The organism is Lacrimispora sp. BS-2 (assembly GCF_040207125.1).
Classification (GTDB): Bacteria; Bacillota; Clostridia; order Lachnospirales; family Lachnospiraceae; genus Lacrimispora.
Map to the genome: position 1 here is coordinate 345,710 of NZ_CP157940.1, position 15,965 is coordinate 361,674.

Here is a 15,965-nt window from a genome sequence, read left to right on the forward strand (position 1 = left end):
AGTTTTCATGGGTGAAGGAGAAACAAAACCAAAGTTTACCATTGATCCTAATTCAGCCAAATTTAAGCTGAATGAGATAGTGGCAAAGCATTACAAGGAGGTCCAGGAGGCAAAGGACAGAGGAGAAAAAATCGGCTGGTGCGCCAGCAATTTCCCTCAGGAAATTTTCCAGACCCTGGGTATTAAGGTGTGCTATCCTGAAAATCAGGCGGCAGCCATTGCGGCAAGAGGGGCAGGGCAGCGGTTATGTGAGATTTCAGAGGCGGAAGGTTATTCCAATGATATCTGCGCTTATGCAAGAATCAGCCTGGCACATATGAAAACCGGGGAAACTCCGGAACAGAACATGCCTCTTCCCGACTTTGTGCTCTGCTGCAATAACATCTGCAACTGCATGATCAAATGGTATGAGAACATTGCAAAAGAACTTAACATTCCGCTTATTCTCATTGACATTCCCTTTAATCCTGATTATGAGGTTTCAGATGCCCAGGTCGATTATGTCAAGAGCCAGTTTCTGGCGGCAATTGAACAGTTAGAGGAGATCACAGGCAGGAAATGGAGCGACGAGAAATTCAAGGAAGTCATGGAAATCTCAAACAGGACTTCCAGAGCATGGCTGGAGGCTACATCCTATACCAGGTATACCCCTTCCCCGCTTAACGGTTTTGACTTACTAAACCATATGGCAGTGGCTGTCTGTGCCAGGGGGACTGTTGAAGCAGCCGAAGCCTTTGAAACCTTGCTGGAAGAATACAAAAAAGCGGTGAAAGAGGGAACCAGTACCTTCCGTGCAGAGGAAAAATACCGGATCATGTTTGAGGGAATCGCCTGCTGGCCTCATTTAAGAGCAACGGCAACCGGCTTAAAATCCCGGGGAATCAACATGGTGGCAACGATTTATGCCGATGCCTTTGGATTCATTTATGATGACTTTGATGGTCTGATCCGTGCCTACTGCAACGTGCCCAATGCCATGAACTTAGAGCATGCCCGGGATAAGAGAGAGGCCATTGTAAATAAGACTCACGCAGAAGGGCTTCTGGTACATACCAACCGTTCCTGTAAGCTCTGGAGCGGCTTCATGTATGAAATGAGCCGCCAGATCGGAGAGGACTGTGGGATACCGGTCACCTCATTTGACGGCGACCAGGCAGATCCCCGGAACTTCTCGGAAGCGCAGTATGAAACAAGAGTTCAGGGGCTGACGGAAATCATGGAATCTAACAAGGGGGGTAAAGACTGATGGCAACATTGAATGAATTATTAGATAATTTTCATGAAATTGCGTGTTCACCGAAAAAACAGCTGAATGCTTATGTGGAACAGGGAAAAAAGGTTGTAGCCTGTGTCCCTGTCTACACTCCGGAAGAGCTGATCCACTCCATGGGGTTTGTTCCTATGGGAGCATGGGGAGCGGATATTGAGCTGAAAGAGTCAAAAAAATACTTTCCTGCATTTATCTGTTCCATCATGCAGAGCATTCTGGAACTGGGGATCAAGGGAGAATACAAAGGCATTTCAGCCATTGTCATTCCTTCCCTCTGTGACTCTTTAAAGTGCCTGGGGCAGAACTGGAAATATGCGGTAAAGGACATTCCTTTTATTCCGATGACATATCCCCAGAACCGGAAGCCAGAGTCTGGGAAAAAATTCACCAAAGCTTCCTATGAGCGTGTCATAAAAGACTTAGAGGCAGCAACTGGTGAAAAATTCAGTGAAGCTTCCCTGGCCCGGTCCAATGAAATCTACAATGAGCACAACGGGGCAATGAGAAAGCTGGCAGAGGTTCTGGAGCAGCATCCTTCCATCACCGCAGTCCAAAGAAGAGATATTTTTAAAAGTGCTTATTTCATGCGGAAGGAAGAACATACGGAACTGGCCAATCAGCTGATGGAGGTTTTGTCACAGACAGAGGAGAAGGAAGGCAAAATCAAGGTAATCACCACCGGAATTCTGGCTGACAGCGAAGGACTTCTTAAAATCTTTGATGAGCACGGGATCCAGATTGCTGCAGACGATGTTGCCCATGAATCCAGACAGTACCGTACGGATGTGAATCTGGAACTGGAACCACTAGAAGGACTTGCTGATAAATTCTCCCGGATGGACCATTGTTCCGTTCTGTATGATCCGGAAAAGAAGAGAGCAGGCTATATTGTTGATCTTGCAAAGAAATACAAAGCAAAAGGCGTGGTGGTTCTGCTGACGAAATTCTGTGATCCAGAAGAATTTGATTATGTAATGATTAAAAAAGCCTGTGATGGGGCAGGAATTCCTATCATTCAGATGGAAGTCGACAGGCAAATGGTAAATTATGAGCAGGCAGGAACTATGATGGAAGCATTTAAGGATATGCTCTAACAGGAGGAGAAGGATATGATCGATAAAAATAAAATGCCGGTAGCGGTGGGCGTTGCATTCGTATGGTTTACCACACAGTTTGGCGGAGGATTTGCATCAGGCGCACAGTTAGTCCAGTATTTCGTTGCCTTCGGAATTTGGGCGCTTATTACCCCGATTCTTGCTCAGGCCATCGGAGCGGTGTTCCAGTGGTATGGACTCCGGTTTGCGAAGCTTCATGATGCCTATGATTACAGAACCTTTAACAACAAGTTTTATGGAAAATTCGCACCTATTTTTTCCAACCTTTATGAGCTTGTATACATATTATTGCTGTGTCTGGCTCCCTCTGTTGCATTTGCGACCGGAGGCTCCACCATGCAGTCCCTGACTGGAATCCCATATATGGCATGTACTTTGATCATAGGTTTGTTTATCTTTGTGGTGACCATTTTTGGTACGGATTTTGTCAGAAAAGCTGCTTCTACCTTATCAGTCATTATCATAGCAGGTCTTTTGATCGTGTACGTACCAAACATTATTGTCAGCTGGGGTGATATTGTAAAAAATGTTAAGATTCTGGGAGCTGATCCGGCACCTGCCGGCCCTGCTTTATGGAGCTGCTTTATTTATGGTGCCTTCCAGCTGGCTTCCATTGGATTGCTGTACCAGCATGCGGAATCATTTAAAACGGAAAAAGAAGCCGGAACCAGCATGATTTACGGATTTATCGTAAACTCCGGATTGATTATGCTATCCACTTTGGGAATTATGGCGGTTGCGACCAATCCGGATTTATCCAAGGACCCCCTTCCGGTTATCACTCTGATCAAAGGCGGGGTTGGAGCCGGCTTCATGAACCCGATGATTTCCATACTTATTATTCTGGGAGCAGTATCAACGGCGGTCAACATGATTGCAGGAGCAGTCCAGAGAGTAGTGGTTGCACTGGAAAAGCCGGAGGAAAGAAGAAGTGACGGAAAGCCTACGGCAAAAACTTTAATCTGTGCTTTGTTATGCACCATTCTTGCTTTTGCTATTGCTCAGTTCGGACTTCTTCCCCTTGTTAAGGTAGGATATGGATATCTTGGTTATGTAACCATTGTAGTGGTACTGATTCCGTTCCTGATCCGGATGATCGGAGAAGCTATGGGTAAAATCGAGAAATAACTGACAGAAACATGGGGCAGGGGTTAGCAGGAGAATGAATATGACAGGCCTTTTATCAGAAACAATCGGAGAACTGCTTCATAAAAGAGCTGTTCTTACGCCGAATGGAGCAGGAATCTGCTGCCAGGACAGAAGTTATACCTGGAAAGAGGCGGATGAAATTTCGGATTTTTGGGCGGCTGACTTTATTAGAAGAGGAATATCGCGGGGGAAACATGTCGCGTTGTGGGGGATAAACAGCCCGGAATGGATCATGGCGTATTTTGCTTTTATGAAGTCCGGGGCGATTGTGCTCCCGGTCAATACATGCTATAAGGAACAGGAATTAAAGCAGGTTTTAAAGGAAGCGGATGCAGACTATCTGTTCTATGGGAAGGGCTGCAGGAATGCGGACTACGGACCGGTCATTTCAAAAGCAGGGTTAGACCGGCCGGACAGCTTCTTAAAAGGGATCGCATCCCTGGACCGGCTGCCTGGCTGTGAAACAGGTGAAAACAGGGAAGAGGATAAGCGGATTTTAAGAGAAGCAGAACAGAACCTGTCCTCAAAGGATACCGCTAACATACTTTTTACCTCAGGTACCTCCGGCGTTCCCAAAGGAGTGATGCTAAGCCACCATAACCTGGTCAACAATTCTGCCGAAATGGTACGTTCCATGCATTGGAACGAAAGTGACCGCATGTGTTTATCTGTTCCTCTGTTTCACTGCTTTGGCATCACAGCGGGCATTTTGTCCGCTGTCCATGCCGGAGCGGCAATTTATATAAATCCGTATTATAAGTCCATTGGAGTTATGGAAAATATAGAGAAAAATTCCTGTACCATTCTAAACGGTGTTCCCAGCATGTTTCTGGCTATGGTAAAGAATGGCAGGAGAAATGAATACGATCTAAGTTCCTTAAAGAGCGGAATTATCGCTGGTTCCGCCATTCGCCCCACAGATTATATGAATATCTGTGAAGAACTGAAGATGGAACATCTGCAGCCTTCCTATGGGCAGACCGAGTCTTCTCCTGCGATTACCATGACCGGATATTGGGATCCAATCTGCCGAAAGGCCCTTACGGCAGGAAAAAAGATCCCTTATACGGATTTAAGAATCTGGGATGAAAGAAGAAAGTGCGTTGCCAAAACAGGCAGTGTGGGAGAAATCCAGTCCAGGGGATATCACATTATGAAGGGCTATTACAACAGAACCAAAGAAACGGAAAAGGTGCTGGACAGGGAAGGCTGGCTTCATACAGGGGACTGCGGTTATCTGGATGAAGAAGGCTGTCTTTATATAACCGGACGGAAAAAAGAGATGATTATCCGGGGCGGTGAAAACATAGCGCCGGTGGAAATTGAAAACTGCATCCTGGAGCTTCCGGAAATCAAGGATGTGAAGATAATAGGAGTTGATGCCCAGGTTCTTCAGGAAGAAATTGCGGCCTGTATCATCATGGAGCCTGGGACAGAGTTTTCTGAAGAGAGGGTCAGGGAACAGGTCCGTCAGAAGCTGGCGGATTATAAGGTTCCAAAATATGTTTATCGGTTTGAAGCATTTCCTTTTGGCAGCAGCGGAAAGGTTAAAATCCATGAGTTACGTCAGGAGATCGAGAAACGGTTAGCGAAAAGAGGTTAAGGAGGAAACAACATGTATTTTACAAAACAGCATGAGCTTGTCCGGAAACTTGCGAGGGAGTTTGCGGAAAAAGAACTGACCAATGAGATCCTCGATGAGGTTGAGGAAAGCGGGATATTTCCGGAGGATATCCTTTGCAAAATGGGAAAGGCCGGATTTTTCGGCATTAAAACGCCAAAGGAATACGGAGGTTCAGGCGGTGACGCCCGCTGTTACGTGCTGGTAATGGAGGAAATGGCAAGAGTCAGCGGAGTCGCAAGCATTTATGTATCTTCCCCCAATTCTCTTTCCGGAGGTCCTCTGTTATTATCCGGCACAGAGGAGCAGAAACGGAAATACCTTCCCCCATTGATAAGCGGGAACAAAAAGCTCTGCTTTGCCCTGACGGAGCCGGGAGCAGGTTCCGATGCGGGCGGCATGCAGTCCACCGCAGTAAAAGAAGGGGATTCCTACATATTAAATGGAAGAAAGACCTTTATCACCATGGCGCCTCTGGCAGATTATGCGGTGATATACGCAAAGACGGATATGACAAAGGGAACAAAAGGAATCAGCGCCTTTATTGTAGATATGAAAAATACCCCTGGAATTTCCTGTGGAAAGCCGGAACATAAGATGGGTGTCATCGGTTGTGCCACCAGCGATATCATTATGGATAACGCAAGGATTCCGGCAGAAAATCTTCTGGGTGAGGAGGGCATGGGCTTTATAAATGCCATGAAGACCCTGGATACCGGCCGTATGGGAGTGGCTGCCCAGTCCATCGGAGTTGCCCAGGGGGCTCTTGATGAGGCGATTAAATACGCAAAGGAAAGAAAACAGTTCGGCAGACGAATCGGAGATTTCCAGGCAATTGCATTTATGATCGCAGATATGGCAACTAAGCTAGAGGCTGCCAAGCAGCTGGTTTATAAGACTGCCTATTTAATGGATACCCATCAGCCTGCAACCATGGAAGCTTCTATGGCAAAGTATTATGCTTCTGAAGTCTGCAATGAAATCGCTTCAAAATCCCTTCAGATCCATGGTGGTTACGGATTTATCAAAGATTATAAGATTGAGCGCATGTACAGGGATTGCCGTGTGTTTACCATTTACGAAGGTACCTCACAAATCCAGCAGCTGGTGATTTCCGGAAAACTGCTTAAGAAATAATGACTACACGGAAGGAGTAATGAAAACGATGAAGATTTTGGTTTGTGTGAAACAGGTGCCGGATACCAACGAAGTAAAGATCGATCCGGTAAAGGGTACATTGATCCGTGACGGAGTTCCCAGCATTCTAAACCCTGATGATGCAAATGCCCTGGAAGAGGCATTGAAAATAAAAGACAAAAAGCCTGGAACAACGGTTTCCGTTATTACCATGGGACCGCCTCAGGCTGATGATATGTTAAGAGAATGCCTGGCAATGGGAGCGGATGAGGCTTATCTGCTCAGTGACAGGGCCTTTGGCGGGGCAGATACCTGTGCCACCTCCACCACCATTGCTGCCGGCATTCAAAAAATCGGAGATTATGACATTATTTTCGCAGGCCGCCAGGCCATTGACGGGGATACGGCCCAGGTAGGCCCTCAGGTAGCCTGGAGGCTTGGCATCCCGGTTGTGACCTATGTTCAGGATGTAAAGCTTTGCGAAGAAAAGGTGATCGTACAAAGGCAGATGGAAAACGGATATGAAATTCTGGAGGTCCAGATGCCATGTCTCCTTACTGCAGTAAAAGAACTGAATGAGCCCCGTTACATGAGCATAGGCGGAATCATGGATGCCTATGCAAAAAAAGTTACCGTATGGAATCATGAGGATGTGGGACTGGATCCCAAAGACTGTGGTTTAAATGCTTCTCCGACCCAGGTTTTCCGTTCCTTTACTCCCGCCCCAAAGGGAAAAGGGGAGATGCTTGACGGAACAGTGACCGAAATGGCAGAGTTGTTGACTGAAAAACTGAAAGAGAAGCATTATCTTTAAGACCCAGGAAAAGGAGGAAGGTTCATATGGCTGTAAATGTAATAAAAGAAAAATGCAGGGGCTGTTCCATCTGCGTAAAGAACTGCCCGTTTGAAGCAATTACAATGGAAAATAAACTGGCTGTCATTGGTTCTGCCTGCACCGGATGCGGTGTTTGTGTGGAAAAGTGTCCCTTTGATGCAATAGAAAAGTCAGAAGAGCCAAAGGATACGGTCGATTTATCGGAATACCGGGATGTATGGGTATTTGCGGAACAAAGAGAAGGAGCGCTCATGCCGGTAGTAAAAGAACTTCTGGGAGAAGGACGGAAGCTGGCAGATGAGATCGGATGCAGCCTTTGTACGGTATTATGCGGGAACCAGGTGGAAGGACTTGCGGATGAACTGTTTGAATACGGAGCGGATAAGGTTTATCTTGCGGATCATAAAGAACTGGAAGCCTACCGCACTGACGCTTATACGGCTGTGATTCATGATGCCATCAGATCCTACAAGCCTGAAATCGTCCTTTTGGGAGCGACTCACATCGGCCGTGACTTAGGTCCCTGTCTGGCAGTCCGCTGTAATACCGGACTGACTGCCGACTGCACCAGGCTGGAAATAGATGAAGAGGATAAGAAGATCAAGCAGACCCGTCCGGCCTTTGGCGGGAATTTAATGGCAACCATTGTCTGCCCGAACCACAGGCCCCAGATGTCCACGGTACGTCCGGGAGTCATGGAAAAGGCCGAAAGGCAGGCAGGGCGGAAGGGCCAGGTCATTCCTCTTTCCGTTTATTTTGAAAGAGATGATATCAGGACACAAATCCTTGAGGTAGTAAAGCAGGCTGGAGAAGCAGTATCCTTAACCGATGCGGAGATCATTGTATCCGGCGGTATGGGCCTTGGCGGAGCCGAGGGATTTGAACTGTTAAAAAAGCTGGCTGATAAACTTGGCGGTGTGGTTGCTGCGAGCCGTGCTGCAGTAGACGCAGGCTGGATCGATCATTCCTATCAGGTGGGGCAGACCGGGACAACGGTGCGTCCCAAGCTGTATTTTGCATGCGGTATTTCCGGTGCCATTCAGCATGTGGCAGGCATGCAGAACTCGGAGCAGATCATTGCCATCAATAAAAACCCGGCAGCTCCGATCTTTGAAGTGGCCGATTACGGCATCGTAGGGGATTTAAACCAGGTGATCCCTGCATTGATAGAAGCACTGGACAAATAAAGGAGGGTATTAATATGGGAAAGAAGCTGTTGGAAGGAATCAAAGTAGTGGAGCTGGCAACCTTTATTGCGGCTGCAGGAGCAGGACGTTTTCTTGCGGACTGCGGAGCGGATGTGATTAAAATCGAATCCGCAAAGGGGGATCCCTTAAGGCATACGGCTCCGTCCGAAGGAAGGCCTTTGGATATGTATGAAAATACGACCTGGGATCTGGAAAATGGAAACAAGCGCTGCATCTCTCTTAATATGAAAGCGCCCGAGGGAAAAGAGGCATTTTTTAAGCTTTTAGAGGATGCGGATGTGCTGATCACCAACTGGAGAGTCCAGGCTCTTGAACGGGCGGGGCTTGACTATGAAACCTTAAAGGTGAAATATCCCAGGCTGGTTTATGCCATGGTAACCGGATACGGAGAATACGGCCCGGATAAGGACCTTCCCGGGTTTGATTTCACGGCGTTTTTTGCAAGAGGAGGCTATCTCCATTCCCTCCGCCAGAAAGGAACGGTTCCAATGAATGTGGTTCCAGGAGTTGGGGATCATAACGTGGCCATGAACCTGGCAGCAGGAATTCTTGCGGCATTGTATCATGCAAAAGAAACCGGACAGGGTGAAAAGGTGGAAACCAGCCTGTTTGAGACGGCTGTCTATAACATGGGAATGATGATCCAGGCAGCCAATTATGACGGCCCGGCAAGAGAATATCCCATTAACATCAGAGAGAGCGCCAACCCCTTTAACGCGGCATGGAGGACAAAGGATGACAGATTCATTCAGACCTGTATGCCGGATTACAACACCTATTATAAGCAGTTCATGAAAGCTCTTGGAAGAGATGATTTATTAGAGAATGAGAATTACTTCCCTATCCAGAACCTTCAGGCAAAAGGCTTAGGCACAGAGGTCTATGACATCTGTATGGATGCAATGGAAAAAAAGACAGCCAAAGAATGGGTACCGGTTTTAAAGGAACATGACATCGCTTTCAGCGTTGCCCAGTCCTGGGAAGAGATTTTAGAGGATGAGCAGGCATGGGCCAATGACTGCTTCTATAAAATGCAGTACGGCAATGGAAATGTGCGCACACTGGTAAGACCGCCGGTCAAATTCCAGGAAATGGGCGTTCCAGAGTACAATGGCGGTCCTTTGATCGGAGAGCAGGGACCGGAAATCCTGGAAAATCTGGGGTATACCAAAGAAGAGATCAGGGAATTTCAGAAAAAGGGAATCCTTTATGTGTGGAAGGATGAGAGAAAAAACTAGATCTGTAATTCAATAAGGAAAGTCAGAAAAGGGGTAAATTTACCCCTTTTCTTCTTTTAAGAGATTTGAATATATCATACAAGGCATTTTGCTGATCCATTTGATCAGTAGTTGATATCGGAAACCCATTTCACCTTAAAAATCAGGATGGTTGTAATGAGGGCGGCCATGTAATTGGAAAATAAGTTGCCCCAGAATACGGAATAAAAGCTTAAAGAAATAATATGGTCGCAGAGACGGAGCCGTTAAGAATTAAATCCCGCCTCTGCTCGTTGCTTTGTTTTAAAAAGTTTGATTGCATGGTCGATTCACCTGATTAGTAGATTTGCGGTAATTATGTGTTTTATTTCGTATACCGGTCTATGAAGTAGGAGAGCCGCAGCAGGAACAGGGTATTGATATCCGTCAAATCAAGGCGGCATAAGCCGGTGATGCGGTTTAAGCGGTAGGCCAGGGAATTACGGTGTATGTACAGGCTTTCGGAGGCCAGCTTGATGTTGCAGCCCTTTTCAATAAAGACACAGAGGGTTTTGTATAATTGAGAACTGTTTTCCCGGTCATACTGTTTCAGCACTGAAAGGGCGGGATGGCAGAACCGTTCCAGACGGCCGGTATCTTTTACCTCGGAAAGCAGGTGAAAAATCTGATAATCCTGGTAAAAGCACACAGGTTCTTCGCTTCCTAATTTCTGTCCCATTTCCAAGGCGGCAAGCGCCTGATCGTAGTGGCGTACAAAGGTTTCAATGTCAGTAAAGCAATTACTGATTCCAATCTGCATAGGTTCTTTTTGACACAATGCCTTTAAGCTTTCCAGTATCCCAGGGCCTGGATCTTCTTCCTCATCTAAGGGAATGATTCCTACGATGCCTTTTTTATGGCAGGTAACAAGAATGCCGGGGATAGAAGTTTTCAGACTCTTGCATGCAAGAGAATTTAAGTGCTGCTGTCCCATATATTTTGCAGGACGGAGAAAGATCACCTGCATTCTGGAAGGAAAACGGAGCTTTTTAAGCCTTGGCTGAATATCTCTTAAAGGCGCTCCTATCAGCATTTCGTACAGCAGATCGTGATACAGGCCGGTCCCTTCAAACAGCCCGGGCGTGTAACAGGTAATGGTATAACTAAGGGCATGGCTTATGATGCTCAGCATTTCAAAATGAAAGGGGAGGAAGGGATTTTCTCCCTCAATGGTCAATAAAAAGCCTATTTGCGTCTGGTTGTGAAACACCTTGCTGGCCAGCTTCCGGTAGGGGGATATGGGACAGGTGACTTCCGCCGCCGCAGTAGTCTGAGGCGTATTGCGGACGCACTGCATGCTTTTTACCCCATTGATAAATTCATAGCCGCAGTAGCCCCGCTTTGTATTCTCGATCCAGAGAGGATCAGGGACCGGGTAGGAGTCAGAGCTTGCAAGAATTTTGAAATTCATGTCGCAAAATAACAGGGAATTGCCAAGCTTTACGGAAGCGGCTTCAATTACAGACTCTATGGTGCGGGTTTCATCAGCCAGGGTCGTAAGCTCGGTATAAATGCCATCGTTCCTTGTGGACTCAACCAAAGTTTTGATATCATTAAATATAGAAAACAGGGAATTTTCCGGGACCAGAGCTGCATTGCCTTCCGGTGAAAATGGCAGTATGTTCTCACCGGTTCCGGCCAGAATGCAATGGGCAGGAAAAGACTTTGCAGCCGCCAGTTGTTTATCGTAACCAAAGTAAAGGGTGTTTTTGGCGGCAGGATTCTGTCTGCCATCCAGAAAAGCAACATTTTGTATTTCGGAATTTTCCTCCTGAGAGAGGATATCTATGTTATATTCTTCAGAAATTCTTTCAATCAGCTTTGAAAATGTCATGGTTTTCCTCATTTCCTGGTTGAATGGGTAATGGCTTTTTCTTAACTATAGTGCATCGTAAACAAGTTGTCAAATCCTTATCGTTTATCATATACGTTGTGATATGGCTGCACTTCTTTTATACTGATGTCAAGACTGGAAACGTTTGCAAACGGAACAGGAGGTATATGATGTATAACAGGTTATTTGAAGAGGGGAAAATCGGTAAGGTGGTACTAAAGAACCGTCTGGTAATGTCACCAATGGGATGCGGACTTGCCAACTTAGATGGTACGCCCACAGAGGATATGCTGGCCTTTTATGAGGCAAGAGCAATTGGAGGGGCAGGATTAATCATTCCGGAAATTACCCGGATTAATGATGTGCATGGAGCGGGGCTTATGAGGCAGCTCTCCGTTACAAAGGACAGGCATATTGAGCCTTTGGCAAGGCTTGCCCAGGTGGTTCACAGGCATGGAAGCAGGATTTTTATACAGCTGCATCATCCGGGACGTGAAACGGTATCGGCCCTTCTGGGCGGCCAGCCCGTTGTGGCACCATCTCCAATCCCCTGCAAGGTGTCTAAGCAGGAGACCAGAGGCCTTACAACAGAGGAAATAGAAGAAATTATCAAACAATTCATTGACGGTGCTGCCAGAGTACAAAAAGCAGGCTGTGACGGCGTTGAGCTGCATGCTGCCCACGGCTACCTGCTTCACCAGTTCCTGTCTCCCTATACCAATAAAAGAGATGATGAATATGGGGGCAGCTTTGAGAACCGGCTGAGAATTGTAACTGACATCATTGCAGGGATCAGAAAGGCATGCGGCCCGGATTTTGTAGTTGGTGTCCGGTTGAGCGTGGAGGAGTTCCTGGATAAAACCGGAGTGACGGAGGAATATTTACATATACAGGACGGCATAAAGATTTCCATGGTCTTGGAACAGGCGGGAATCGATTTTATTGATGTCAGCTGCGGCTTATATGAAACAGGAATGACCTGTGTGGAGCCAATATCCTTTCCTCAGGGGTGGAGACGTGATTTGCTGGCAGCCATAAAAAACCATGTGACGATCCCGGTAATCGGTGTATCTGTCATCAGAGAGCCTGCAGTGGCAGAAAAATTTCTGGAAGAGGGAGTTGTGGATTTCGTATCCATGGGGCGTTCCTGGATTGCAGATGAAGAGTGGGGTAAAAAGGTACTGGAGGGCAGAGAGGATCAATTGAGAAAGTGCGTATCCTGCCTCCGCTGCTTTGAAAGCTTAAGCGAATACAATGCCGCCGGTTTGCCGCCGGAATGTTCTTTGAACCCAAGATATGCAAGAGAAAGAAAATACGGGGACTTAGTCCAGGATATAAAAGGGCACAGGGCAGTGGTCGTGGGAGGCGGACCGGCAGGCATGTGTGCGGCCCAGACACTTGCCCAGCGAGGGGTGGAGGTGATTTTGCTTGACCGTCATTCAGAGCTTGGCGGCATGGTAAATCTGGCAAAAATACCGCCCCGGAAGGAACGGTTGCAGTGGATTGCAGATTATTACAACAGGGAATTCAGCCGGCTTGGTGTAGAGGTCCGGTTGAACACGGAGGCAACAGCCGAGACGATCTTAGCCTGTAAGCCTGACGCGGTCATCCTTGCCACCGGTTCCTCCTCAATCGTTCCGGGCAGGATTCCGGGAATTAACGGCGGTAATGTATTTACCGCAGAGTCTGTTCTGTCCGGCAAAGCGGACTTAAAAGGAAAAAGGGTCACGTTAATAGGAGCCGGTCTTACAGGACTTGAGACAGCAGAATATTTGTGCGGGAGAGGAAATAAAGTTACTATTGTAGATATGGCTGAAAAACCGGCACCCAACGGAAACCGCACCAATGTGGCCGATGTATGCGGGCGGCTGGAAAAAGCCGGGGCTGTTTACCTTCTTGGGCATTCCCTTAAGGAGATCACACCGGAGGGGGTTGTGTTAGAAAAACTTGAGATTCAGGAAGAGGTCTTTGCGGCATCAGATGCCGTGGTATTGTCGCTGGGATTTCTTCCGGATCAGTCACTGCTTCAAAGCCTGCAGGCAGAGGGAGTTCCGGTGAAGATAATTGGAAGCGCCTTAAAAGACGGAACCATAGCGCCGGCAGTACGCACCGGTTTTGAGGCCGGACGGGAATTATTTGCAGAGAAAGAAAAAACGCCCAGTTTTCTTATTACAGGGGAAGACATGGCAAACTTCGGAAGGATTTCTCTTATGGATAACCAGGAGGGGATTTATATCAGCTATCTGACTGATCCGGAAGCTGTTGCCAGAATACTGCCGCCTCCGTTAAAACCCTTTTCCATGCCTGTTGTAACCCTTTCCGTCTGCCGCGTTAAGAACCCGACCTTTGCAGATGATTACTACGAAGCAATTCTTGGTGTTTATGCAACTTACGGAAAATCCCTGGGCTTATATCCCCTGGGCCTGGTGCTTGGAGGTCCGGGATCAGAAATGGCGGTACAGTGCGGCCGTGATAACGGGAGTATTCCAAAGAAATCAGGAGCCGAATTTGTTATCCGGAAGAATGGTGACATGATCACTGCAGGTGTTACAAGAAGGGGGACACAGCTGGTAGAGGCAACTGTAAGATCAGGTGAATACAACAATCCCATGGCAGCAGCTCTTTACCAGTATCCGGCAGCAGGTAAACAGACCTTTGGAGGCGGTTTCTATTTTCATTTTGACCGCATCCCCGATGAAAAGGGAACATCCCATTTCACAAACGGCGCCTTGCTCATGAACCAGTGTGAGTACAATTATCAGGCCTGGGAGCCAGGATTTGCAACCTTAAATCTTACCTCCAGCGTGGATGATCCATGGGGAGAGCTTCCCATCAATACCATTATCGGGGGAGCTTATTCAAAGAACAGCCTGCTTGTACACAAGCTGAATCTGATGGAAAAGCTGGATGCAGACGAAATTGTTCCGTATTTGCTGACCGGGCGCTATGACCGGACGGCATTTATGGAGACTGGACGTATTTAAGTCCGGAACCCTTGTGTTTTGAACTGCCATACAGGAAAATTCCTGTTGTTTAATGCAGATACATTTTAAGAAGGAGGATTTAATATTATGGAAAATTTATTTGATTTATCGGGAAAGGTAGCAGTTGTAACAGGAGCCAGTGCAGGGCTTGGGGCAGATGCAGCTCTTGCTTATGCGAAAGCAGGGGCAGATGTGGCCTTATTAGCAAGGCGTATTGAGAAACTGAACGGGGTGAAAGCAGAGATCGAAAAATTAGGGCGCAAAGCCATGGCAGTGTCTTGTGACATCACACAGGAAGACAGCGTAAAATCAGCTATGGAGAATGTGCTGGCTGCTTTCGGCCACATTGATATTTTACTGAACAATGCAGGCGTTGCGGTCCGTGGCGGTGTTGACAGCATGACAACAGAGGAATGGGATAAGTCCTTTGACACCAATGTAAAAGGAATCTTTTTAGCAAGCAAATATGTGATTCCCCAGATGAAGGAAAAAGGCTATGGAAAAATCATAAACATTGCTTCTGTCAATGCGGTCATTGCAGATAAAAGCGATGTGTTTATCAGGCATGCCTACAACTCCTCAAAATCAGCGGTTATTGGATTGACAAAGGGAATGGCCTGTTCTTATGCAAGATATGGAATTACGGTAAATGCCATTGGGCCTGCACTTTTTGAATCAGAAATGACTGCCGACACCTTATTTAAGTCAGAGCAGTTCTTAAGCTTATACAATACGGCGAATCCGGCAGGGCGTCCCGGACGCAGGGGAGAGCTAAACGGTACCATTCTCTATCTTTCTTCCGATGCCTCCAGTTATGTCCAGGGACAGTTTATCATTGTGGACGGCGGCGGATCAATCGTATAAAACATTTTTAACTCAAAACAGACTGCCTGGTTGCAGCATATAAACCGGGCAGTTTGTTTCATTCGGCTCAGATAATACCATGCATGCCGCATCAAAAATACATGAATAGGATAGAATTAAAACAGCACTTTTATTCTTGTATCTTACGCTGATTCGAAGTATAATGAGGCTATATTAAAACATGAGAGGAGATGAATGAAATGATAAAATCAAATTTTATTCAGGTGCCGGAACATTTAAATTATACGGAAGCTGACGCAATACAGGCTTTAAAGTCGGAACTGGAAAAGGGAATTGAAAGTATGGAGCGCGGTTCAGTGTATACAATTGAAGACGCGTGGAAAGAAATTGACGCAATTTAGGAGAATGTATGGGAAACCGTACTGGCAGTCCGTTATAAAAAGAATCAATTCTTTCGATTTAGAAATCTTTTAATCAGAAAATCTTTTAATCAAAAAATCTTCGAAGTTTTATGAATATTCTATCATATCATTTTATCCCCTTAGCTAAAAAAATAGCTTTCATAGATTCAAATCACCCAAATTTATTTTAATCTTACTATTGCTTCCCAAACGTAATTCACTTAATCCAGGCATAAAGTCTTCTTCTTTGTGAAAATGTTTGTTTTGGTGACTTCATTCTAACAAAGTTGGAACTTTTTTTCCATTGTACCATGAAAGGCGGGTTCTTCG

Annotated in this window: 12 protein-coding genes; 11 read left to right on the plus strand and 1 reads right to left on the minus strand. The window is 46.5% G+C overall.

Annotated elements, in window-relative coordinates:
• Window positions 1-7: 7 nt before the first annotated feature.
• Genes ABFV83_RS01650 through ABFV83_RS01685 form a run of 8 tightly spaced genes read left to right on the plus strand, consistent with a single transcriptional unit; the run spans window position 8 to window position 9,573 of the window.
• Window positions 8-1,246: a 2-hydroxyacyl-CoA dehydratase gene (locus ABFV83_RS01650; protein ID WP_349947208.1), complete on the plus strand. Its 1,239-nt coding sequence runs from the start codon at window positions 8-10 to the stop codon at window positions 1,244-1,246.
• Window positions 1,246-2,364 (plus strand): 2-hydroxyacyl-CoA dehydratase family protein, encoded by a 1,119-nt coding sequence (locus ABFV83_RS01655; protein ID WP_349947209.1) that lies wholly within the window; start codon window positions 1,246-1,248, stop codon window positions 2,362-2,364. The genes ABFV83_RS01650 and ABFV83_RS01655 overlap by 1 nt, the downstream gene beginning before the upstream one ends.
• A gap of 15 nt (window positions 2,365-2,379) precedes the next feature.
• Window positions 2,380-3,513 carry a hypothetical protein gene (locus tag ABFV83_RS01660; RefSeq protein ID WP_349947210.1) on the plus strand — a complete coding sequence of 378 codons (1,134 nt, stop codon included), beginning with the start codon at window positions 2,380-2,382 and terminating at the stop codon, window positions 3,511-3,513.
• A gap of 40 nt (window positions 3,514-3,553) precedes the next feature.
• The gene (locus ABFV83_RS01665; RefSeq protein WP_349947211.1) at window positions 3,554-5,137 is read left to right on the plus strand and encodes an AMP-binding protein; all 1,584 of its coding nucleotides are present in this window, start codon (window positions 3,554-3,556) and stop codon (window positions 5,135-5,137) included.
• Window positions 5,138-5,149: 12 nt separating this feature from the next.
• On the plus strand, window positions 5,150-6,292 hold the full coding sequence (locus ABFV83_RS01670; RefSeq protein WP_349947212.1) for an acyl-CoA dehydrogenase family protein: 1,143 nt from the start codon (window positions 5,150-5,152) through the stop codon (window positions 6,290-6,292).
• 28 nt (window positions 6,293-6,320) lie between these two features.
• The gene (gene etfB, locus ABFV83_RS01675; RefSeq protein WP_349947213.1) at window positions 6,321-7,106 is read left to right on the plus strand and encodes an electron transfer flavoprotein subunit beta; all 786 of its coding nucleotides are present in this window, start codon (window positions 6,321-6,323) and stop codon (window positions 7,104-7,106) included.
• A 26-nt stretch (window positions 7,107-7,132) separates the two neighbouring features.
• Window positions 7,133-8,314: an electron transfer flavoprotein subunit alpha gene (locus ABFV83_RS01680; protein ID WP_349947214.1), complete on the plus strand. Its 1,182-nt coding sequence runs from the start codon at window positions 7,133-7,135 to the stop codon at window positions 8,312-8,314.
• A gap of 14 nt (window positions 8,315-8,328) precedes the next feature.
• Complete coding sequence (locus ABFV83_RS01685; RefSeq protein WP_349947215.1) at window positions 8,329-9,573, plus strand: CoA transferase; 1,245 nt, start codon at window positions 8,329-8,331, stop codon at window positions 9,571-9,573.
• A 343-nt stretch (window positions 9,574-9,916) separates the two neighbouring features.
• On the opposite strand, the gene ABFV83_RS01690 is transcribed toward ABFV83_RS01685, so the two are convergent.
• A complete protein-coding gene (locus ABFV83_RS01690; RefSeq protein ID WP_349947216.1) occupies window positions 9,917-11,425 on the minus strand; it encodes a helix-turn-helix domain-containing protein in 1,509 nt (502 codons plus the stop codon).
• A 170-nt stretch (window positions 11,426-11,595) separates the two neighbouring features.
• Here ABFV83_RS01690 and ABFV83_RS01695 point away from each other — a divergent pair, with 170 nt between their 5' ends.
• The 3 genes from ABFV83_RS01695 to ABFV83_RS01705 all read left to right on the plus strand — a co-directional run bounded on the left by ABFV83_RS01695 (window position 11,596) and on the right by ABFV83_RS01705 (window position 15,635).
• Window positions 11,596-14,409 (plus strand): acetoacetate decarboxylase family protein, encoded by a 2,814-nt coding sequence (locus tag ABFV83_RS01695; protein ID WP_349947217.1) that lies wholly within the window; start codon window positions 11,596-11,598, stop codon window positions 14,407-14,409.
• A gap of 87 nt (window positions 14,410-14,496) precedes the next feature.
• A complete protein-coding gene (locus tag ABFV83_RS01700) occupies window positions 14,497-15,273 on the plus strand; it encodes an SDR family NAD(P)-dependent oxidoreductase (protein WP_349947218.1) in 777 nt (258 codons plus the stop codon).
• A 200-nt stretch (window positions 15,274-15,473) separates the two neighbouring features.
• Window positions 15,474-15,635: a hypothetical protein gene (locus tag ABFV83_RS01705; RefSeq protein WP_349947219.1), complete on the plus strand. Its 162-nt coding sequence runs from the start codon at window positions 15,474-15,476 to the stop codon at window positions 15,633-15,635.
• The last annotated feature ends 330 nt before the right edge of the window (window positions 15,636-15,965 follow it).

Excerpts from the sequence above, each read along its gene's own strand:
- ABFV83_RS01650 (WP_349947208.1), top strand. The coding sequence starts at position 8 with ATGGGTGAAGGAGAAACAAAACCAAAGTTTACCATTGATCCTAATTCA.
- ABFV83_RS01655 (WP_349947209.1), top strand. The coding sequence starts at position 1,246 with ATGGCAACATTGAATGAATTATTAGATAATTTTCATGAAATTGCGTGT.
- ABFV83_RS01660 (WP_349947210.1), top strand. The coding sequence starts at position 2,380 with ATGATCGATAAAAATAAAATGCCGGTAGCGGTGGGCGTTGCATTCGTA.
- ABFV83_RS01665 (WP_349947211.1), top strand. The coding sequence starts at position 3,554 with ATGACAGGCCTTTTATCAGAAACAATCGGAGAACTGCTTCATAAAAGA.
- ABFV83_RS01670 (WP_349947212.1), top strand. The coding sequence starts at position 5,150 with ATGTATTTTACAAAACAGCATGAGCTTGTCCGGAAACTTGCGAGGGAG.
- etfB (WP_349947213.1), top strand. The coding sequence starts at position 6,321 with ATGAAGATTTTGGTTTGTGTGAAACAGGTGCCGGATACCAACGAAGTA.
- ABFV83_RS01680 (WP_349947214.1), top strand. The coding sequence starts at position 7,133 with ATGGCTGTAAATGTAATAAAAGAAAAATGCAGGGGCTGTTCCATCTGC.
- ABFV83_RS01685 (WP_349947215.1), top strand. The coding sequence starts at position 8,329 with ATGGGAAAGAAGCTGTTGGAAGGAATCAAAGTAGTGGAGCTGGCAACC.
- ABFV83_RS01690 (WP_349947216.1), bottom strand. The coding sequence starts at position 11,425 with ATGACATTTTCAAAGCTGATTGAAAGAATTTCTGAAGAATATAACATA.
- ABFV83_RS01695 (WP_349947217.1), top strand. The coding sequence starts at position 11,596 with ATGTATAACAGGTTATTTGAAGAGGGGAAAATCGGTAAGGTGGTACTA.
- ABFV83_RS01700 (WP_349947218.1), top strand. The coding sequence starts at position 14,497 with ATGGAAAATTTATTTGATTTATCGGGAAAGGTAGCAGTTGTAACAGGA.
- ABFV83_RS01705 (WP_349947219.1), top strand. The coding sequence starts at position 15,474 with ATGATAAAATCAAATTTTATTCAGGTGCCGGAACATTTAAATTATACG.